Raw genomic sequence first — 18,598 nt, forward strand, 5'->3', positions numbered from 1 at the left:
CATGGCATATGCACACACCGATTCCACCGAACCCGAAACATACCTCGCCAATCCGGCAGAAGATGTTCGCACCCGTCTGAAACTCGAAGGCGGCAAACGACTGGCGATGAACACCGAGTTCAAGCCCGCTGGCGACCAGCCCACCGCGATTGCGGAGCTGAGCGCTGGCGTCAACAACGGCGACCGGGATCAGGTGCTGCTCGGCGCGACCGGGACCGGCAAGACCTACACCATGGCTAAGGTGATCGAGGAAACCCAACGCCCGGCCATCATCCTCGCCCCGAACAAGACCCTCGCCGCGCAGCTTTATGGCGAATTCAAAGGGTTCTTCCCCGAGAATGCCGTCGAATATTTCGTCAGCTACTATGACTACTACCAGCCCGAGGCCTATGTGGCGCGGTCCGACACGTATATCGAGAAGGAAAGCCAGATCAACGAACAGATCGACCGCATGCGCCACTCGGCCACGCGGGCGCTTCTGGAACGGGACGACGTGATCATCGTCGCCTCCGTCTCCTGCATCTACGGCATCGGGTCGGTGGAGACCTACGGCGCGATGACGCAGGATCTGCGCGTGGGCAAAAACTATGACCAGCGCCAGGTCATGGCCGACCTTATCGCCCAGCAATATCGCCGCAACGATCAGGCGTTCCAGCGCGGGTCGTTCCGGGTACGCGGGGACAGTCTGGAAATCTTCCCTGCCCACCTCGAAGACCGCGCATGGCGCTTGTCGTTCTTCGGAGAAGAGCTGGAGAGCATCACGGAATTCGACCCCCTGACCGGGGAAAAGGCCGACACGATGGAGCATATCCGCGTCTACGCCAACTCGCACTACGTCACGCCGAAACCGACGATGAACCAGGCGATCATCGGCATCAAGAAAGAGCTGAAAATCCGGCTCGACCAGCTGGTGAGCGAAGGCAAACTGCTGGAGGCGCAGCGACTGGAACAGCGCACGAATTTCGATCTGGAGATGCTGGAGGCCACCGGCGTCTGCAACGGGATCGAAAACTACTCGCGCTACCTCACGGGCCGGGCACCGGGTGAGCCGCCCCCCACGCTGTTCGAATTCATCCCCGACAACGCCATCGTGTTCGCCGACGAATCCCACGTCTCCGTCCCCCAGATCGGCGGCATGTACAAGGGCGACTACCGGCGCAAGTTCACACTGGCCGAACACGGCTTCCGCCTGCCAAGCTGCATGGACAACCGCCCCCTCAAGTTCGAGGAATGGGACGCCATGCGCCCCCAATCCGTCTTCGTCTCGGCCACCCCCGCGGCGTGGGAAATCGAACAAACGGGCGGTGTTTTCACCGAACAGGTCATCCGTCCCACCGGCCTTCTGGACCCCGAGGTCGAAATCCGCCCCGTCGAAATGCAGGTCGATGACCTGCTCGACGAAGTGCGCAAGGTCGCCGCCGACGGCTACCGCACGCTCTGCACCACGCTGACCAAGCGCATGGCCGAGGACCTGACCGAATACATGCACGAACAGGGCATCCGCGTCCGCTACATGCACTCCGACATCGACACGCTGGAACGCATCGAAATCCTGCGCGACCTGCGCTTGGGTGCCTTCGACGTGCTGATCGGGATCAACCTGCTGCGCGAGGGGCTCGACATCCCCGAATGCGGTCTGGTCGCCATTCTGGACGCGGACAAGGAAGGGTTCCTGCGCTCTGAAACCTCGCTTGTCCAAACCATCGGCCGCGCCGCGCGGAACGCCGATGGCCGCGTGATCATGTACGCCGACAAGATCACCGGCTCGATGGAACGCGCGCTGGCCGAAACCAACCGCCGCCGCGCCAAGCAGATGGCCTATAACGAGGAACACGGGATCACGCCCGAGACGGTGAAGAAAAACGTCGAGGATGTGCTGGCGGGCCTCTACCAAGGCGACACCGACCAATCCCGCGTCACCGCCAAGATCGACGCCCCCGCAGGCGGCAACCTCCAAGCTGTCCTCGACGGCCTGCGCGCCGACATGCGCAAGGCGGCGGAGAACTTGGAGTTCGAAGAAGCGGCCCGGTTGCGGGACGAGGTCAAACGGCTGGAAACGGTGGATCTGGTTGTGGCGGATGATCCGCTGGCACGTCAGTATGCGGTAGAGAAGGCCGTGGACGACGCGCAGAAGGCATCCGGCCGTTCAACGGCGGGACGGGCTGGTCAACGTGGTGGGAATGTGAAGCGGCGGAAGCGGTAGATGGACCCGCCTACGCCGCGAGTCCATCATCTCAGCTTTTGTTCACGTTGTCTTTGGTCGAAGGATCGGGGTTGTCTCGAACATACTCCCGGCCTTTAATCCTTGCTACGTGATGATCAGGGTGTTCGCCGCGCTTAACTTCAGCAACAACGTTTCTTCGCGGTACATTCTTACGCGCACCAATATCGTAGTGTTCATTCCGCCCGTTTGGGCCGTCGTTTCGTCCCTTGATTTTACGCATGTTCATTCCATCCTTCGAATTGCATAGGTTGGACATGACTAAACCGCTGACCCGAAATGACTTCGGAAACACGCCCCTGGTTAATTGCTCCCAGTTTCGCCGAAATCTGAGCTTGGTTTAGCGGCGTATTTTCCCACAACCACTTTACTTGCGCCGCGATGTCATCGGTCATCTTCGGGCTTTTGTTCTTTCTTTGCGACATAGCGTCACCTTTCTCTCTAATGAGAACGGCTGCTTGACCTTGTCGACCCGAGCGTCTTTACTCGGAGTGCATACCGACGCACCGCAGCAGCCGTCCATTGGCTTTAGTTGCGGCTCCGGAATGAAACGCCGTCAAAGCCCGCCAGCTTTGGCGGCGTACCGATTCCATAGGCATGTTAACTGTGGGGTTGAATCTGTTTAGCGTCAATAGAAATATTGGGGCATCACCTGATGATACCCCTACGCTTCGCCCAAACGCACTTCAAATTGCGACTGGTGTCTCGTGTACGTCTACATATTGCGTTCGTCAACAGATTTACTCACAGGACAGTAAGAAAACTGTCAACATATAGTGTCAGATGTGTATTCCGAATACAAAAAATGACGTGGCAGTGGACTGATGATACACGCCCGGCGGCACCGCCGGGCAGCGCCCGACCTCCCCCCGGAGGGCGCTATTGGCGAGGACCCGCGCAGCACAAACGACATCTATGCTTGGAAGCGGTCACGCTGACCAAACCGGGCCAAGCGCCCTCCAGGTCGGGCGCTGCCCTCGTCATTTAACCCCAATTAAAAAAACGCGGCCCCCTCTCGGAAGCCGCGCCAAAATTCGTCAGCCGGGGCCGCAGCCCCGCGCTCGGCTCACACCAGAGCGATGTTCACCGCGCTCTCGCGGCCGTCGCGGCCTGCTTCGAGGTCGAACGTCACCTTCTGGTTGTCCGCCAGACCCGTCAGGCCCGAGCGCTCAACGGCAGAGATGTGGACAAACACGTCCTTGCTGCCGCCCTCAGGGGCGATAAATCCGAAACCTTTGGTGCTGTTGAACCATTTCACTGTGCCATTGGCCATGTGATGTCTTCCTTCAATAAATACCGCTCACGGGAATGCAGCGGTCCGGCGTAGGCGTCTTGATCGAGAGACTGGTCGCCGTGAGGAAAGTCAGAACATCGAGTAGAAAGGCTATGCACCGCTCCTGTGACAGCAACCCGGACGTTTCACAAGAAAAATCGTGCCCGCACGCGCGCTGTGCCCGGTGGCATTTCGCTCTATGTTCCAGGCATGCGCTGTCTGATCCTGCTTGCCCTGATGTCCGGACCCGTCTACGCGTGGGAGTTCACGCCGACCCCGCGCTGCACCCTGTTTCATGCCGAAGAGGGCGCGGAGGTTGCGGTGACTTATGACCATGCCACGGCGCTTTACGCCATCTCGGTGACAACGGAACAGGGCTGGCCCGCGGCACCTGCGTTCTCCATCCGGTTCGACGGTCCTGCGCCCAACACGATCTCTACCACACGTCACGGGGTACGTGGACAGACCCTGACCGTTACGGATGCGGGGTTCGGGAATGTACTCGACGGGATCGAATTCAACCGCACGGCCACGGCATTCACGCAAACAGCGGCCGTGACCGTGTCACTGGACGGAGCGGCAGAGCCGGTTCAGGCGTTTCGCGCCTGCGCCAGCGCCATCACGTCCTGAGCCTAGAAATCGAAGATGTCGTCGAGCATGTCGGCAAACCCGCCCCGGCGCTTTTTCTTGCGGCGCGGCGCCTCGTCATAGTCCTGGTACTCCGGCTCGGCATAGTCCTGTTGCTGCGGCGGAGGGGGCGGCGCGCTGTAGGCTGCGGACCGCTCAATGATCTTGTCCAACTCCCCCCGATCCAGCCAGACACCACGGCAGGCCGGGCAATAGTCGATTTCAACACCGCTCCGATCAGCAATCACGAGGGCAGTTCCGTCAATCGGGCATTTCATGGGGGACTCCTTGGGTTTTCCTGTTGATACGCAAGATGGGGCATCGCTCGGCGCTTGGAAAGTCACCAGTGACGGGTTGCCGCGTCTCCTTTGACGATGCCGGTCAGGTTGGGCGTGACCCATCCGCCGTAGAAATCGCCCGGCTGCGGTGTAACCCGAGCGTCGCCGACCCAGCAGGCATCCATCTGTCCCGGGTAGAACGCGAGAAAGCCGGACAGTGCCGCAAAGCCCGGCGTGGGCGTGCGGTAGCTCCACGCGGCGGCTTTGGCGACCGTCGCGCCTGCCGCGACGGTCCAATAGGATGCACGCCCCTTCCACTCGCAAAATGATCCGCCTGGTGCCGGGGTCAGGCGGGCGGTGACATCATCCGGCGGTATGTAATAGGTCGGCGCATGGTGGGTTTCCAGCACGCGCAGCGCATGGGTCGTATCCGCCACGATTTCGCCTCCGAGCAAGATGCGGAGCCGTTGAGGCACCGGTTCGAGCCGGGGCGGACGTGGATAGTCCTGAACGTTTTCTGTGGGAAGCTGCATCGCGGACCAGATAAGCCGCCACCCGGCTTCGACCAGCATAACCATTTGTTAACCAAGGTTGACCCAAATGGAACGCGGAAGGAGAGGAGATGCGGCGGACCCTGATGATCCTTGCCCTGCTATGGGTCACTCCGGCATGGGCAGGGGCGTGGTTGCGTGCCGAAGGGACCGGTTTTCTCGCGTCATCGTTGCTGCAGGACGAAAACGGGCGAACCGATGCTGCGCTCTATTTCGAATACGGTGTGCGGCCCAAATTGACCCTTGGTGTCAAGGCGGATGCGGACATGACTGCGGGAAGGTTGGGCGACGGAACGGCATTTGCATTTGACCGCCTGCCGATCCCGACAGCGGACAAGCCGTTCAAGCTGACCTATGATCTGGGTATTGGCGCGACGCTGGGCGCCGAAACCGACCCGCTCCTGCGCACCGGGCTCAGCTATGGGCGCGGCTTGAACTGGCGTGAACGCTCTGGCTGGCTGGCGTTGGATCTGGCCGTGGAATGGTCGCTTGGCGGCGCGGCACATACAACGAAATTCGACACCACGATTGGCATGGGGCTTACGGATACGACCAAGCTGATGATGCAGGTTTTTGTGAGTAACGCCGACAGCCGCACCACCGTGACACTTGCGCCATCGCTGATCTGGCAGCCACGCGAAAGCAAGCGCAGCTACCAGGTGGGTGTAGAAGCCGAGCGGGGCGTTGTATCCGTTCGCCTCGGTCTCTGGCAGGACTTCTAGCCGTCCATTCGGACAGTGGCACGAATTGTGCCACGCACCGCCGTCCCCCATTCCAGCGAAAACTGATCGTCGTTGGGCCCGATGCGCCCGCGCGCAACTGGCGCCTGGAACTGTTTGACGTTGCTGGAATTGCGGATGTCGGACGTGGCAACCACCGCATCCACCGACCGGCAAAATGCCTCGAACGGCAGCTGTTTGTTGGTATCAATCGTCCACGTCTGCGCGTTCGAATTCTGGCTGTACTGGATATGCAGCGGGTTGTGGGCCTGCTCCGTCACATTGTGGTAGGAATTGCCCTCAAAGTAGACGTCCTTGTTCCGGGTATGATCCAGATCGGCAAAGCTCGTATCGACAGACTCCGCACGGATGATGCTGCGGAAACGGTTGCCCGTCACCGACACACCGTTGAGGAAGTGACCCGCGGCAAAGGGCTTCACCACGATATAGGTGAACCATGGCGCGACGTCCCCGCTCAGGTACACGTTGTCGGCAATCGTCAACGCACTGAACGAGAATCCACCGGTAAATTCAGGTGTGGGGTCACGTTCGTTGGTCCACTCGATAAAGCAATTGTCGACATAATTCCCGGTGATCATCGACGCGGTAAAGTTCGTCTGCAGGATGATCCCCGCAGTCCGAACACCATTCGGAACCGCATCGCCCTGGAAGAAATGGTTGCCCTGGATCAGGTGGTTCTGCCCGTCGAGCACTGCCCAATGGCGGAACCGTGTGGCCCGGCAATCCTTGATCTTCACATCATTGGCATTCACGTTCATGCCGATGCTGACACGATCCGCAACGTCCAAAGGCTCTTCCGCAGACAGGAACTGGCAACGGTTGATCAGCATACCCTGACAGCCTTCGCCGATCGACGTGATGCCACGGTCCTTGGGGCGGCTGAAAAAGCAGTCCTGAAACTCCTTCACCGGTCCACCCGGCGACAGCAGAATGCCGCTGCACTTGCTGTTACACTGGAATTCGATGTCACTCATGATGAACAGCGACAGCGATGCAAAGCCCGAGAAGTCGAGCAGGTAATCGAACCGGCGGAAGGTGAACACCTGCGTCCCTTCCGCATCATAAAGCGGTGCGTTCAGCTCGATTTCCTGAGCGCCGACATTCTTGCTGCGCACATAGATCTCGCGGCCGACACCATTGCCTTGCACTAGCGATCCAACCGGGATGTTGGCCACGTTGGTGACATTGGTCAGCTTGCGGGGTTTCGACGCGGTGTAGGTCCCAAGACTGGAGGCCTCCACAGTGGACCAGTCATCGCCAACGGCCTCAATTTGACCGTTCTTGACCACGCGGCGGGTGGCAAATGTCGTCCGGTTCGGAACCGCGGCCTGCATGTCGATGGGTTCCGTAACTGCAATCCGGCGGCCTTCCAAATCAAGGCTGTCATGGTCGGAATTGTTCAGCAGCGCCTGAAACGCTTTCTTGAACCCAAGCGTCTCGTCGCCAAACGCTTCGATGTAGATCGGCAAGCCGTAGCCCTTGCGCAGAAGCAGCATCTTGTCATCCGGCATCGTGACGGTGCCTTCGAACTTGGCCAGGTTGTTGAACGCCACATCGTTGTTCAGACGGAACACCCCCTCCGGGATCAAAACCGTACGCCCGTCGGCTGCAGCATCCGCGGCGTCGAACGCCGCGCTGTCATCGGTGGTGCCATCACCGACCGCACCGAAATCGCGCACATCGACGACAGAAATCAAATCACCCAGAAACACTGACGTGATGTCTTCGATGATCAGATCATCAATGCGCACGACACCGCCATTCGGGCCGGTCAGATCAATGCCGAAATGCCCATAGACCGGCTCGGACCCCCAGACGAGATCCACGCCGCTGCGGTTGCCCGCGCCGACAATGGCCGAAACTTCCACAACAGACCCATAGCTGGTCAGCGTCACAGAATCGCCCGTGGTGTCCAACCCACCAACGGCAGACCCGTTTGACCGCGCCGCGTATCCCGCGATGCGAACCGACGGCAGGTTTCCGGCGATCGCCTTGATGCGTGCAGTAATGCGCAGGTAACAGCCCGGCAAAAGGGGCGTCTGTCCCATGTATCGCACCCGCGTCGTGGACGACGTTTTTTGCAACTCCAACGCGCCGCCGAAATCCTGATCCGCAGGGACAAAAGCTGCATTTGCCGCATTTTCATAGGTGTCCGAGCCGGGCGTACCGTCGCCGCTTGACCAGACATCCAAACCATTCGCAAAGGCCGGCGGCATAAAGAGCACGCCATCAGTGATCGCTTTGTTCATCCAAAAATCCCTTTTGTCACAGAGGTGTGGCGCGCCGCATCGCCGCCTGTCGCACCCAAGGCCGAAGACCCGGCCGTCGCGGGAGGGGGAAGTATCAACAAGGAGTTAACGGGTCCTCAGACCACCGCGCGGCGCAGACCCGCGCGCCGCAACATCCGCGACCAATTGACCATGACGTGCGCGCGGCCTTGGGTCGGGCAAAGACGCCACTTATCTGTGCTGTGACGCATTCCAATACGGAGGAGCGTGACCATGACCAACCGTGCCAAAGTCGTCATCATCGGTGCCGGGTTCGGAGGTCTCACAGCCGCCAAGGCGCTGAAACGTGCCCCGGTCGACATCACCATTCTCGACCGTCGCAATTACCACCTGTTCCAGCCCTTGCTCTATCAGGTTGCGACCGCCGACCTGTCGCCTGCGGACGTCGCATGGCCCATCCGCAGCATCTTCAGCCGCCAGAAAAACGTCTCCGTCGCCCTGACCGAAGTGACCGATGTCGATACCGAAAACCGTCAGGTGATCGGCGAAAGCGGGACGTTCGACTATGATTACCTGATCGTCGCCAGTGGGGCGCATCACGCCTATTTCGGCAAGCCGCACTGGGAGAAACACGCACCCGGCCTCAAGCGGATCGTGGACGCCACGGACATCCGCAAACGTGTCCTGATGGCCTTTGAGCGCGCCGAACTGACCGACGATCCGGCAGAACAGCAGCGCCAGATGACCTTTGTCGTTGTGGGTGGCGGACCGACCGGTGTCGAAATGGCCGGGGCCATCGCCGAATTGGCACACCACACCCTGGCCCGCGACTTCCGACGCATCAATGCGCGCGACGCCCGTATCATTCTGGTGGAGGCGGGAGACCGCCTGCTGAATGCCTTCCCGCCCGCGCTGTCAGACAAGGCCCGCGTGTCGCTTGAAAAGCTGGGCGTTGACGTGCGTCTCAACACGATGGTCGAGGATATTGACGCCCATGGCGTGAGGCTTGCCGACGGCATATTGCCGTCCGCCTGTGTGGTTTGGGGGGCGGGGGTGGCTGTTCCTGATGTCGGCCGTTGGCTGGGGGCTGACACGGACCGTGCGGGGCGCATCGTCGTGAACCCTGACCTGTCCGTGCCGGACGCGCCAGAGGTGTTTGTCATCGGGGATGCCGCGAAAATCCCATGGAAAGACGGGCAGGACGTGCCCGGCATCGCCCCTGCGGCAAAGCAGGGCGGCGCATATGTGGCCCGCCGCATCACCCGCGCCCTTAAGGGCGATACCCAAGCGGGCAAACCGTTCACCTACTGGCACGCGGGCAATCTGGCGACCATCGGACGTCATGCTGCCGTCATTGATATGGGACGCATTCACCTATCCGGGGTGATCGCGTGGTGGATCTGGGGGCTGGCGCACATCTACTTTCTGATCGGCGTGCGCCAACCGATCTTTGTCGCACTCAGCTGGTTCTGGTCCTACTTGACCTATGCCAAGGGCGCGCGGTTGATCACCGGCCCACGGCCCAAGACCACGACACCGCAAACCGCCGCGAAACAGGGCTAGGCGTTGACGCCCGGTGCCTCAAGCGGCTGCACCCCGGAGATACGCCAACCGTCCTCGGTCTCTGTCATGCTGTAGGCAAACAGGTGCGTCGTCCCAGCCGCATCTTCAATCCGCACGGTCTGGATAAACTGCCCCTGTTCCTGCCGCAGGTCGAGGAAATCGACCTCGGCCGGACGCCAGATCATCGGATACCCCCGCCGGACCATAACGCCAAAGTTTTCCGGCGTGCGGAAAATGCCCCGGATGTTGGGCGCCGCAAAGGTAAAGGCCCTCTCGAAATCATCGACTTTGAACGCCTCGATCTGGTCGGAAATTACGCCCTCGATCTCTTGGTCCTGCGCCGCCGCAGCGCCGACAAGCCCAATGGCCAGAAACAGTCCGAAAATCCATGCGCGCATCTGTAATCCTCCTCATTGTCAGAGAAAGGATAGGGCAAATGCCGCCCTAGACCAGTTCACCCGCCAGCGCCGCATCAATCAGCGCGATGGTTTCATCCACACCGTAAAGCGCAATGAACCCGCCGAACCGGGGGCCCTGGCTAGCGCCAAGAAGCACCTCGTACAGTGCCGTGAACCACCCGCGCAGCGGATCAAACCGGTCCCGCCCGACGGCATAGACAACCGATTGCAGGTCCTCGTCATTGATCTCGCCGTCATAGTCCACAAGTGCGGCACGCAACGCTTCGATCGCCTCGCGCTCGGCATCCGTGGGCAGCCGGTATACCTTTGCCGGTTTCACAAAGTCGTTGTAGTAGGCCACCGCATGACCCACCGCGCGGTCCATACCGGGATGGGTATCAGGCCCCGTGCCCGGCGCATAACGCTGGATAAAGCCCCAGAGCGTGTCTTTACTCTCGGCCTGGCTGACCGACGCGAGATTCAACAGCATCGCAAAGGGCACGACCATATCGCTTTCGGGCACGTCACCTGCATGGATGTGCCACACCGGGTTCGCCGCCTGCCCTTTTGCGTCCTGTCCCGCATAGGCGCGCAGTTGCTGGTGATATTCGTCCACCGCCTTGGGGATCACGTCAAAGAACATGCGCTTGGCCGTCTTCGGCTTTTGATACATGAAGTAGGACAGCGATTCCGTGCTGGCATAGGTCAGCCATTCGTCAATGCTGACCCCATTGCCCGACGATTTCGAAATCTTCTGCCCCTGATCATCAAGGAACAGTTCATAGGAGAAGTGGTTCGGTGGGCGCGCGCCAAGGGTCCGGCAGATCGCGTCATAGATCTTTTCGTTGGTGGCGTGTTCCTTGCCATACATCTCGAAATCAACACCCAGAGCGGCCCAACGCGCCCCGAAATCCGGCTTCCACTGCAGTTTGACGTTGCCGCCCGTGACCGGCAGCGTCATTTCCTCGCCCTCGGGCGTGTCAAAGGTGATTGTGCCCTCGGCTGCGTCCACATGCTTCATCGGCACATAGAGCACCCGCCCCGTCTCCGGATGGATCGGTAGGAAAATGGAGTATGTCGCCGCGCGTTCTTCGCGCAACGACTTGAGCATGATCTTCATCAGATCATCGTATTTCTCAACACAGCGCAGCAGGATCTCGTCAAACTGCCCCGAGCGATAAAACTCCCGCGCTGAGATGAATTCATATTCAAACCCGAACGTATCCAGAAACCGGCGCAGCATTGCATTGTTGTGGTGGCCAAAGCTCTCATGCGTGCCAAACGGGTCGGGCACGTCCGTGAGCGGCATCTGCAAATACTGCTCCAGCGCTTCCGGGTTCGGCACATTGCCCGGCACTTTGCGCATGCCGTCAAGGTCGTCGGAAAAACACACAAGCTTGGTGGGGATGTCCGAAATCGCCTCAAACGCCCGGCGCACCATCGTCGTCCGGGCCACTTCGCCAAAGGTCCCGATATGCGGCAAACCCGACGGGCCATAGCCCGTCTCGAACAGCACGTACCCCTTTTCCGGCGCCGCTTTTTCATAACGTTTCAGCAACCGGCGCGCTTCTTCAAAGGGCCAAGCCTTGCTTGTCATCGCAGCGTCACGAAAATTCGACATCGGGGTGTCCTAAACTCTGGCCCGGCACCATGCCGCGACCACCTGAACCGCACGGACATCCGCGCGATCCGGGCTTACCTATTGCGGGCGGTGCAAGGCGTCAATATTGAGGGGCAAACCCCTTTGATCAGGAGGGCAGCCCCATGTCCGAACTCGATACACATACCCTCACGCCCCAGGACGCGCTTGTCGCAGTGATGATCGCCGTGTCCGCCTCTGACGAAGACATCCGCACCGCCGAACTGGTCAAGATCAACTCGGCCGTAAACATGCTGCCGGTCTTCGCCGATTACGATGCGGACCGGCTGCAGGTGGTCGGGCAAGTCGTGTTTGACCTCTTTGAGCAAGAGGATGGGCTCGACGCGCTTTTCGGCCTGATCCGCGACGCCCTGCCCGAACGCCTATTCGAAACGGCTTATGCGCTGGCCTGTGATGTGGCTGCGGCGGACGGCACGCTCGAAGAAACCGAACTGCGCTTGCTCGAAGAAATCCGCTATGAGCTGGACATCGACCGCCTGCACGCTGCTGCCATTGAACGCGGGGCACGCGCCCGGCACGTCACGATCTGACAACCGGCTCTTCACAGGGGCAGGTTTTTGTCCCCGCCTGAGAATGGTGACACACAGAAACGCGCGTGTTGGCGTCGCCCCAACGCAGAAACGATGACAGTCTTAGGTCCAGATCACCGCGTCTGACCGGCATTAAGTCAAGCCGACACGTCCCGTTCCCACCCTTCATTTTGCACCGTCATTGATTGAATGATCAGGCGGTCCACACCATCCGCATCTAAATCTGATGTCGCTTGAAAGTCGGACACCCAGGCCTGGTGCACGACATAGGACAGCACCAATTGGCCCGCTTCATTGAACACGTCCAAGTTCAGATCCTTGCGAAAATCGCCGGCGTCCTGTGACCCCGAGATTTGATGTTCGAAAGCACCGTTCGCCCATGCCTCAAACCCGGAATCGTCGGATGTACCCCGCTCAAACCTGAGCGCCGCATACTCGGTCTGCCCCGACAGTTCTTTAGGTACGGACGGATCCGGGTCACCACGGCGGGGGCTCACTTGCGTGGGTCGCGACAGGCCCGAAACACCGGACATCCCCGCAACATAAACCCCGTCCATCTTAATCTTGAACCGGAAGTTGGCGTAAGGCAGGGTTGGGATATCGTCCATGTGATCAGCCACGCATGGGGCCCCTTTTTGCCGCACCGGATCAGGTGCTTGCCAGAGCTTACCCGCACCGCACCAGACCTGCCAAGACCCGGCGCAGCACACGCGCCAAACACGCAAATTTCATGACCTTTATGCACAAAAATGCTTTGCGCGACTCAATCGGGTTTCCTATACGAAACCCAGTCGCCAAGGCGGCCATGGGAGAGCGCGGACAGGTGTCCGCCGCCGAAGGAGCAACGCCCCGGAAACTCTCAGGCCAATGAACCGTGTCCGTCGCGCCTTTCATGGCAACGGTGACAATCTGGAGAGTGGTCGCGCCACACGGCACCCGGCCCACCGAAGGAGAAAGCAGCGCGGTGCGCTGTCAAGCTCTCAGGTCACGCGACAGATGGGGACGTTCTCCGGCATGGTGCCGGGCGCGTCCATGTCATCGCCGTGATTTTGGGAGGAAACCCAAATGACCCATATCGCTGTCATCGGCGCCGGTATCACCGGCATCACTACGGCTTACGCCCTTGCCCGCCGTGGCTTTTCCGTCTCGGTCTTTGACCGCAACCGCTACGCCGCGATGGAGACATCCTTTGCCAATGGTGGCCAACTGTCTGCCTCAAATGCTGAGGTCTGGACCCGGTGGGGCACGATCTTCAAAGGGCTGAAGTGGATGCTGAAATCCGACGCCCCCCTTCTGGTGAACCCGCGCCCGTCCTGGCACAAGTTCAGTTGGATGGCCGAGTTCATGGGCAATATCCCGGACTACGAACGCAACACGATCGAAACGGCACGGCTCGCCATTGCGGCGCGCGACCACCTCACCGGCTTTGCCCGCGAGGTCGGGTTTGAATTCGACTGCGAACAGCGCGGCATTCTGCATGTGTACAAGAAACAGTCCGAATTCGACCACGCCCGCCGCGTCAACGACCTGCTGTCACAGGCCGGCCTCGACCGCCGCGAGGTCTCCGCAGCGGACGTCCAGCGGCTGGAACCGGCTCTGAAAACCGACACGCTGGGCGGCTTCTATACACAAAGCGACTTCACCGGTGACATCCACCGCTATGCCCGCGCCTTGTCCGAGGGATGCGCACGGCTCGGCACCACGTTCCACTACAAATCGGACGTGACCGACATTCACCATACCAGCACCGGGATACGCCTCGACTGGACCGGCGGCACCGGCGCACAGCAACAGCATTTCGACGGCATCGTCATCTGCGCGGGCGTGGGCAGCCGCGCCATCGCTGCGCGGCTCGGAGACCGTGTGAACATCTACCCGGTCAAGGGATATTCGATCACCGTCAACCTTGATGACGCGGACAGCCAGGCCGCCGCGCCCTGGGTCAGCCTCCTCGATGACGAGGCCAAGATCGTTACCTCCCGGCTGGGTCGCAACCGCTTTCGCATCGCAGGAACGGCGGAATTCAACGGCTACAACCTCGATATCCGCGACGACCGGATCAAACCGCTGCGCGACTGGTGCGAGACGTTCTTTCCGGATGTCTCGACAGAACACTGCGTGCCTTGGGCGGGTTTGCGCCCCATGCTGCCGTCCATGATGCCCCGCGTCGGTCCCGGCACAAAACCGGGCGTCTACTACAACACAGGCCACGGCCACCTCGGCTGGACCCTGTCGGCGGCCACGGCAGAAGCCACCGCAGATATCATCGACACGAACCGCATGAAAAATGCAGCCTGAAATCCACCTTCATCTCGCTTGATAAACTCCGGGGGGTCTGGGGGGCTGGCCCCCCAGCCGGTCGGATCGGGGCACCCCGATCCGAACCTATTCAAGACCCGTAAAGCGCGCCCCAGCGTTCGATCAATTGCTGCTGCAAGGCCTTTGCACGCCGGTTCCAGCTCCGCGCACCCCGTGGTGCCTCCCGGTTTGCCTTGGCGATGCGCCCGCGGGTTTTCTCATCTGCGCAAAAAATCGCAAACGCCAATTCCGACCCATCCCGCGCCGTCATGTACCCCGCCAGCCCGGACACAAAGTTCAACGTCCCGGTCTTGGCATCCACTGCAATCGGGTGATCCTTGATCACGCGACGATTGGCATCCCGCATCGCAAAGGGTTTGAGGATCGGGCGCAGGCCCGAGGCCGCATGCACCTTGACCAGCGCGCGCACCATGCCATCCGCCGTCATCTTGCTGGCACCGCCAAGGCCCGAATGATCCACCAGCCGCGTGCCCGATGCGCCAAGCGACGCGCTGGCCCACCGGCTCATCTCGCTCGCAGATGCCTTGAGGCTCGCCACCTTGCCCGTTCGGGCCCGTGTGGCCGCCATACCCACCATTTCGGCGGTCAGGTTGGTGGAAAAGCGCAGCATGTCGCGCAGGATCACGCGCAACTCTCCGCTGCGGTGCACAGCCAATGCTGTACCAGACGGCGTACGCGCAACAACCTTGGGGGCTTTCAGCACGATCCCTTGCGCGCGCATCAATGTCTGGAACACGTCGCCCGCATAAAGCGCCGGATTGCGCACCGGCAACCAGCGCGATCCACCCCCACCCAGGGCACGGCGCGACACGGTCCAATCGTCCGTCCGTCCCCCGTCCTTGTAGGTGTAGACCGGCAAATCCCGGTTCACGATGGCCATAGTCGACGAATACACGGCAGGGCGGTACCGGTCTGACCGCGCATCCATCGTCACCCCGTACCCGTTGCCCGACCGCTTCCATTCGAAATGCACACGGTTGTAGTTCAACGCGATACCAGACACCGCCGGGCTGTACCCGACATGATCCGGCTGATCGCGGTCAATCGTCTTGGTATAGGGCAGCACACCTTCGGCGACCTTGAAATCACCGCGCACCTCGCGAATGCCCCGGTCTTTCAGCGCCTGGACCAGCGCGGCCAGCCCATTGGTGTCCAGCGTCGGATCACCCCCGCCTACCAGCACCAGATCGCCCTGAACCACGCCGTTCGACACCCCACCTGTGGCCACGACCTGCGTCGTGAACCGATGGGACGGACCAAGCGCGTTCAACGCATAAAGCGCCGTGATCGCCTTGGCCACGCTGGCCGGTGGTGTCCCCACCTTGGCATTCACCGTCTCCAGCATTTTGCCCGTACGCGGGTCGGCCACGGCATAGGCAACGCGCCCGCCAAGCTCGGCCCGCGCAATCAGCGTCTCCGGCCCGGCAATGGCCTTCTTGGCATGGCCTGCACCACGCACCACCGGACGCAAGGACGCGGCGGGCGGCGCGGCCATCACGGCCTGCGCGGCACCTGCACCCATAAACCCCAGAAACAATCGTCTCGAAACTCTGCGCACCATGGGCGCATCTAACCGCAGCACGATTCCGCGCACAACCGGGCAAGTGCCCCGCACCCATCACATTTGCGCCGGATCAGGCCCAATCACCAGCAGCGCGGATAGCGGTCGACGAATGCGGCGAAAGGGCCACGTTCACAAAACACCATGCAGGCGCATCCGCGCGGCCCAATCGCTGCGATGCGCGCCCCGAAATCCGGTATCGTTGATAGAGCCGGGCCGCAGGGCTCATCCGTGCCGAGATCCGGTCATTCGGACGCGCCAAAACACCCACGGGCACGGTCTCCATGATCCATGTCCAGTCCTGCCACAGGTGAAACTGCGCGAGGTTATCAGCGCCCATCAACCACACGAACCGCACTCCCGGATAGCACGCCATCAGACGCGACAGCGTCTCGGCTGTGTAACGCGTACCCAGCGTCCTTTCGATATCGGTGACCACCACGCGCGGGTCCTGCATCACCTGCCGCGCGCGCGCCATGCGACGCGCCAGCGGTGCAGGGCCGTGCGCCTTGAGCGGATTGCCCGGACTGACCAGCCACCAGACATGCGCCAGACCGAACCGTTTCATCGCCTCACGGGTGATATGCACGTGACCATCATGCGCAGGATCAAAAGACCCGCCCAACAGGCCGATCGTTTGACCGGGTCGAGCCAAGGGAAAACCATGGCGCATCACTCGCGCCCTCCTCGTGCCGCGGATCCGCATGCACCGGACTGTATCACGCGGCCCATGTCAATCGACCGGCTGTGCCACATCGCCCACTCGGATCAGGCCGGGCGTCACAACTTCGGCGCACCATCCGCCGTGCCCCCGCATCGCGGCATACCCTCCGTGCCCGAAAAACCGTTCCATCAGGCTGCACGGGGCGCAGATCGTCGTCACACGCAACACCGCACTGCCCACTTGCAACTGGCGCCCTTTGAGGCCCGCAAGGTTAAGACCCCGGATGCTGAGATTGCGGCGCAGCATCTCTGGCCCGACCGTATCGCGCCCCAGGAAGGAGGCGATAACCGCCAGGTGTTCGGCCTGTACCAGCGTGACCGCACGTTTGCCCTTGCGGCCCCGATCACCAGTCAGGCCGGCCTCGGTCACCTCCACATCGGGAACCGAGACGATCTCCGCAGCGCGGGCGGGTCGCAACCCGATCCACTCGACCGCGCCGGGTTGTACCCACCGCGCGATCATGTCATGCAATTCGCTCATCTTTCGTCGCGCGCCAATGCACGTTGCTCCAGCAAATCCAGCTCGGGCAGCTTATCCAGCGGGTAGTTTGAATGCAGGACCCAAACGCCGCCTTCCACTTCCTGTTCGAGCGGGCGGAGCGTCCCACCCGGAAATGCCCGTGTGCGCAGCGCCAGCACAACGTCTGACAGAACCGCGGGGTTGTCCCGGAAATACGCATGACCAAACCCGCCACGCACATCTTCGACGCGAATGAAATGCACCAGCGCTTGCTTACGCAACAACTGCAACTCACCCGGCAGAAAATCTTCGTCCCGCAACGCGCCCAAGCGGGTTGACCGGGTCAGGTAGGCCGACAGGCGCAGCGCGCCGTCACCGGGGTTGATATAAAGGTTGATCTGCTCGAACGCTTCGGAAAACCGCTCTGCCTGCAGACGCTGGCGCACGATATCCACGTCCAGATCAGGCGCCGCCATGATCAGCGTCCCGGTCTTGAGCACGTTCTTTGGATGCCGCCCCGATCCCCGCGCCTCGAGGATCAGCTCCCGCAGCGCCGTGGTCGCGACATCGGTGCCGCGCGAATGGGCGATGATGTCGATCTGCGCCACTTCGGGCATCTCGCTCAGCATCCGCAGGAATTCCTTGGTATGATGGACGGAAAAGGTGCCCGCATCACGATCCCGGAAATAGCCAAGAGGCCCTGCGCCATTGCCCGCAGGCCACGTGAACGCAATCGGGACAGAGCGCCGCCCCGCGAAATGCCACAGGTTCGCAACCGTGGTCAGCCCGTCTTCGAACTCGTTATTGAACCCGTGGATATAGACCAACAGCCGATCGTTGCCGGTTTGCCTGATTTGTTCGGCAATCTTGGCCTGAAAGGCACCCGCTTGCTGGTCATAAAGCGCCCGCACCCGGGGAAGATGACGCAATTGCCCATCAACGCGCTCATAAGCCAGCGGCGTGCCGTTGAACCGCACCAGTTCTTCAACCTCCGGCACCCACAGTGACGAAATGCTCCTGTCCGAATCCGCGCGTGTCCGTGCCAGCAGCTCTTGCCAATCAAGGTCCCTGCCAAACCGCACCTTCGCCTGACCAAACGCCATGGACGCAGACCGGTCCGACCCATAGCCGCCGTCCTCCGGCGCACGGTCCGTGACAAAGAAAATCCGTGGCTCAACCGTCCGCAAGGACGGGTGCACCCCCTCTTCGGCATAGTTCAGCCCCGTGCGGTACAGGTTTGGAGGCGGGGCAAGACCTATGCCCACCTGACATGCGGCCAGCGCAAGGAACACAAGGCTGATCAACGCGGTACGCATGATCACGGCCTCCCATTCCACAGATCACAAGTGGCGCCAGCATAGGCCCGCATTGTCTTCAAGAAAAGACTGGCGAGGGGCGACACCGTTCACAATGCGCGTCCCCTCGCCCATTGCCCTTGGCCGCACCGGGCGATACATCCTGCGCAA

Annotated in this window: 19 protein-coding genes and 2 riboswitches; of the genes, 6 read left to right on the forward strand and 13 right to left on the reverse strand. The window is 61.1% G+C overall.

All coding sequences use genetic code 11. The features are described from left to right. Position 1: 1 nt before the first annotated feature. On the forward strand, positions 2-2,203 hold the full coding sequence (gene uvrB, locus ACERHN_RS07515) for an excinuclease ABC subunit UvrB (protein ID WP_415922017.1): 2,202 nt from the start codon (positions 2-4) through the stop codon (positions 2,201-2,203). Between the two features lie 31 nt (positions 2,204-2,234). Here the strand turns inward: uvrB and ACERHN_RS07520 are convergent, their stop codons facing one another. The 3 genes from ACERHN_RS07520 to ACERHN_RS07530 form a co-directional block, all read right to left on the reverse strand. Next, the gene (locus tag ACERHN_RS07520; RefSeq protein WP_415922018.1) at positions 2,235-2,444 is read right to left on the reverse strand and encodes a DUF3892 domain-containing protein; all 210 of its coding nucleotides are present in this window, start codon (positions 2,442-2,444) and stop codon (positions 2,235-2,237) included. After that, positions 2,437-2,616 carry a hypothetical protein gene (locus ACERHN_RS07525; protein ID WP_415922019.1) on the reverse strand — a complete coding sequence of 60 codons (180 nt, stop codon included), beginning with the start codon at positions 2,614-2,616 and terminating at the stop codon, positions 2,437-2,439. The genes ACERHN_RS07520 and ACERHN_RS07525 overlap by 8 nt, the downstream gene beginning before the upstream one ends. 671 nt (positions 2,617-3,287) lie before the next feature. Continuing rightward, positions 3,288-3,494: a cold-shock protein gene (locus ACERHN_RS07530; protein ID WP_415922020.1), complete on the reverse strand. Its 207-nt coding sequence runs from the start codon at positions 3,492-3,494 to the stop codon at positions 3,288-3,290. A 177-nt stretch (positions 3,495-3,671) separates the two neighbouring features. Between ACERHN_RS07530 and ACERHN_RS07535 the strand changes: the two genes are divergently transcribed. After that, positions 3,672-4,124: a hypothetical protein gene (locus tag ACERHN_RS07535; protein ID WP_415922021.1), complete on the forward strand. Its 453-nt coding sequence runs from the start codon at positions 3,672-3,674 to the stop codon at positions 4,122-4,124. A gap of 2 nt (positions 4,125-4,126) precedes the next feature. On the opposite strand, the gene ACERHN_RS07540 is transcribed toward ACERHN_RS07535, so the two are convergent. Both ACERHN_RS07540 and ACERHN_RS07545 read right to left on the reverse strand, forming a co-directional pair. Continuing rightward, entirely contained in the window at positions 4,127-4,399 is a 273-nt protein-coding gene (locus ACERHN_RS07540; RefSeq protein WP_415922022.1) for a zf-TFIIB domain-containing protein, read from the reverse strand. Positions 4,400-4,461: 62 nt separating this feature from the next. Continuing rightward, positions 4,462-4,932 (reverse strand): DUF427 domain-containing protein, encoded by a 471-nt coding sequence (locus ACERHN_RS07545; RefSeq protein WP_415922023.1) that lies wholly within the window; start codon positions 4,930-4,932, stop codon positions 4,462-4,464. 89 nt (positions 4,933-5,021) lie between these two features. On the opposite strand from ACERHN_RS07545, the gene ACERHN_RS07550 reads away from it, so the two are divergent. Beyond that, the gene (locus ACERHN_RS07550; protein ID WP_415922024.1) at positions 5,022-5,672 is read left to right on the forward strand and encodes a hypothetical protein; all 651 of its coding nucleotides are present in this window, start codon (positions 5,022-5,024) and stop codon (positions 5,670-5,672) included. Here ACERHN_RS07550 and ACERHN_RS07555 read toward each other — a convergent pair. Further along, positions 5,669-7,939, reverse strand: a complete 2,271-nt coding sequence (locus tag ACERHN_RS07555) for a glycosyl hydrolase family 28-related protein (protein WP_415922025.1) — start codon at positions 7,937-7,939, stop codon at positions 5,669-5,671. The two genes, ACERHN_RS07550 and ACERHN_RS07555, sit on opposite strands and share 4 nt — an antisense overlap. 252 nt (positions 7,940-8,191) lie before the next feature. Between ACERHN_RS07555 and ACERHN_RS07560 the strand changes: the two genes are divergently transcribed. After that, positions 8,192-9,481 (forward strand): NAD(P)/FAD-dependent oxidoreductase, encoded by a 1,290-nt coding sequence (locus tag ACERHN_RS07560; protein ID WP_415922026.1) that lies wholly within the window; start codon positions 8,192-8,194, stop codon positions 9,479-9,481. Here ACERHN_RS07560 and ACERHN_RS07565 read toward each other — a convergent pair. Further along, positions 9,478-9,879, reverse strand: coding sequence for a DUF4864 domain-containing protein (locus ACERHN_RS07565; protein ID WP_415922027.1), 402 nt, complete (start codon positions 9,877-9,879; stop codon positions 9,478-9,480). The genes ACERHN_RS07560 and ACERHN_RS07565 overlap by 4 nt on opposite strands. A gap of 46 nt (positions 9,880-9,925) precedes the next feature. Beyond that, positions 9,926-11,500 (reverse strand): lysine--tRNA ligase, encoded by a 1,575-nt coding sequence (locus tag ACERHN_RS07570; RefSeq protein ID WP_415922028.1) that lies wholly within the window; start codon positions 11,498-11,500, stop codon positions 9,926-9,928. 143 nt (positions 11,501-11,643) lie between these two features. On the opposite strand from ACERHN_RS07570, the gene ACERHN_RS07575 reads away from it, so the two are divergent. Continuing rightward, a complete protein-coding gene (locus tag ACERHN_RS07575) occupies positions 11,644-12,069 on the forward strand; it encodes a tellurite resistance TerB family protein (RefSeq protein ID WP_415922029.1) in 426 nt (141 codons plus the stop codon). 137 nt (positions 12,070-12,206) lie between these two features. Here ACERHN_RS07575 and ACERHN_RS07580 read toward each other — a convergent pair whose 3' ends face one another. After that, positions 12,207-12,677 (reverse strand): phage tail protein, encoded by a 471-nt coding sequence (locus ACERHN_RS07580; RefSeq protein ID WP_415922030.1) that lies wholly within the window; start codon positions 12,675-12,677, stop codon positions 12,207-12,209. Between the two features lie 188 nt (positions 12,678-12,865). Next, a riboswitch (glycine riboswitch) is annotated at positions 12,866-12,954 on the forward strand. Between the two features lie 14 nt (positions 12,955-12,968). Beyond that, positions 12,969-13,075, forward strand: a riboswitch (glycine riboswitch). 59 nt (positions 13,076-13,134) lie between these two features. On the opposite strand from ACERHN_RS07580, the gene ACERHN_RS07585 reads away from it, so the two are divergent. Next, positions 13,135-14,367, forward strand: a complete 1,233-nt coding sequence (locus tag ACERHN_RS07585; RefSeq protein ID WP_415922031.1) for a D-amino acid dehydrogenase — start codon at positions 13,135-13,137, stop codon at positions 14,365-14,367. A gap of 91 nt (positions 14,368-14,458) precedes the next feature. Here the strand turns inward: ACERHN_RS07585 and dacB are convergent, their stop codons facing one another. The 4 genes from dacB to ACERHN_RS07605 form a co-directional block, all read right to left on the reverse strand. Beyond that, positions 14,459-15,949, reverse strand: a complete 1,491-nt coding sequence (gene dacB, locus ACERHN_RS07590; RefSeq protein ID WP_415922032.1) for a D-alanyl-D-alanine carboxypeptidase/D-alanyl-D-alanine-endopeptidase — start codon at positions 15,947-15,949, stop codon at positions 14,459-14,461. Positions 15,950-16,022: 73 nt separating this feature from the next. After that, positions 16,023-16,622: a nicotinate-nucleotide adenylyltransferase gene (locus ACERHN_RS07595; RefSeq protein WP_415922033.1), complete on the reverse strand. Its 600-nt coding sequence runs from the start codon at positions 16,620-16,622 to the stop codon at positions 16,023-16,025. Between the two features lie 60 nt (positions 16,623-16,682). Continuing rightward, positions 16,683-17,153, reverse strand: a complete 471-nt coding sequence (locus tag ACERHN_RS07600; protein WP_415922034.1) for an MOSC domain-containing protein — start codon at positions 17,151-17,153, stop codon at positions 16,683-16,685. After that, positions 17,150-18,448 carry an alpha/beta hydrolase gene (locus ACERHN_RS07605; protein WP_415922035.1) on the reverse strand — a complete coding sequence of 433 codons (1,299 nt, stop codon included), beginning with the start codon at positions 18,446-18,448 and terminating at the stop codon, positions 17,150-17,152. Before ACERHN_RS07605 ends, ACERHN_RS07600 begins: the two co-directional genes overlap by 4 nt. Positions 18,449-18,598 lie beyond the last annotated feature (150 nt).

It is taken from the genome of Tateyamaria rhodophyticola, assembly GCF_047777875.1.
Lineage (GTDB): Bacteria > Pseudomonadota > Alphaproteobacteria > Rhodobacterales > Rhodobacteraceae > Tateyamaria.

What these genes read in the sequence shown, in the direction of transcription:
- dacB (WP_415922032.1), bottom strand. Translation starts at nt 15,949, where the DNA reads ATGGTGCGCAGAGTTTCGAGACGATTGTTTCTGGGGTTTATGGGTGCA.
- ACERHN_RS07575 (WP_415922029.1), top strand. Translation starts at nt 11,644, where the DNA reads ATGTCCGAACTCGATACACATACCCTCACGCCCCAGGACGCGCTTGTC.
- ACERHN_RS07565 (WP_415922027.1), bottom strand. Translation starts at nt 9,879, where the DNA reads ATGCGCGCATGGATTTTCGGACTGTTTCTGGCCATTGGGCTTGTCGGC.
- ACERHN_RS07520 (WP_415922018.1), bottom strand. Translation starts at nt 2,444, where the DNA reads ATGCGTAAAATCAAGGGACGAAACGACGGCCCAAACGGGCGGAATGAA.
- ACERHN_RS07550 (WP_415922024.1), top strand. Translation starts at nt 5,022, where the DNA reads ATGCGGCGGACCCTGATGATCCTTGCCCTGCTATGGGTCACTCCGGCA.
- ACERHN_RS07555 (WP_415922025.1), bottom strand. Translation starts at nt 7,939, where the DNA reads ATGAACAAAGCGATCACTGATGGCGTGCTCTTTATGCCGCCGGCCTTT.
- ACERHN_RS07540 (WP_415922022.1), bottom strand. Translation starts at nt 4,399, where the DNA reads ATGAAATGCCCGATTGACGGAACTGCCCTCGTGATTGCTGATCGGAGC.
- ACERHN_RS07605 (WP_415922035.1), bottom strand. Translation starts at nt 18,448, where the DNA reads ATGCGTACCGCGTTGATCAGCCTTGTGTTCCTTGCGCTGGCCGCATGT.
- ACERHN_RS07580 (WP_415922030.1), bottom strand. Translation starts at nt 12,677, where the DNA reads ATGGACGATATCCCAACCCTGCCTTACGCCAACTTCCGGTTCAAGATT.
- uvrB (WP_415922017.1), top strand. Translation starts at nt 2, where the DNA reads ATGGCATATGCACACACCGATTCCACCGAACCCGAAACATACCTCGCC.
- ACERHN_RS07560 (WP_415922026.1), top strand. Translation starts at nt 8,192, where the DNA reads ATGACCAACCGTGCCAAAGTCGTCATCATCGGTGCCGGGTTCGGAGGT.
- ACERHN_RS07530 (WP_415922020.1), bottom strand. Translation starts at nt 3,494, where the DNA reads ATGGCCAATGGCACAGTGAAATGGTTCAACAGCACCAAAGGTTTCGGA.
- ACERHN_RS07525 (WP_415922019.1), bottom strand. Translation starts at nt 2,616, where the DNA reads ATGACCGATGACATCGCGGCGCAAGTAAAGTGGTTGTGGGAAAATACG.
- ACERHN_RS07600 (WP_415922034.1), bottom strand. Translation starts at nt 17,153, where the DNA reads ATGAGCGAATTGCATGACATGATCGCGCGGTGGGTACAACCCGGCGCG.
- ACERHN_RS07595 (WP_415922033.1), bottom strand. Translation starts at nt 16,622, where the DNA reads ATGCGCCATGGTTTTCCCTTGGCTCGACCCGGTCAAACGATCGGCCTG.
- ACERHN_RS07585 (WP_415922031.1), top strand. Translation starts at nt 13,135, where the DNA reads ATGACCCATATCGCTGTCATCGGCGCCGGTATCACCGGCATCACTACG.
- ACERHN_RS07570 (WP_415922028.1), bottom strand. Translation starts at nt 11,500, where the DNA reads ATGTCGAATTTTCGTGACGCTGCGATGACAAGCAAGGCTTGGCCCTTT.
- ACERHN_RS07545 (WP_415922023.1), bottom strand. Translation starts at nt 4,932, where the DNA reads ATGCAGCTTCCCACAGAAAACGTTCAGGACTATCCACGTCCGCCCCGG.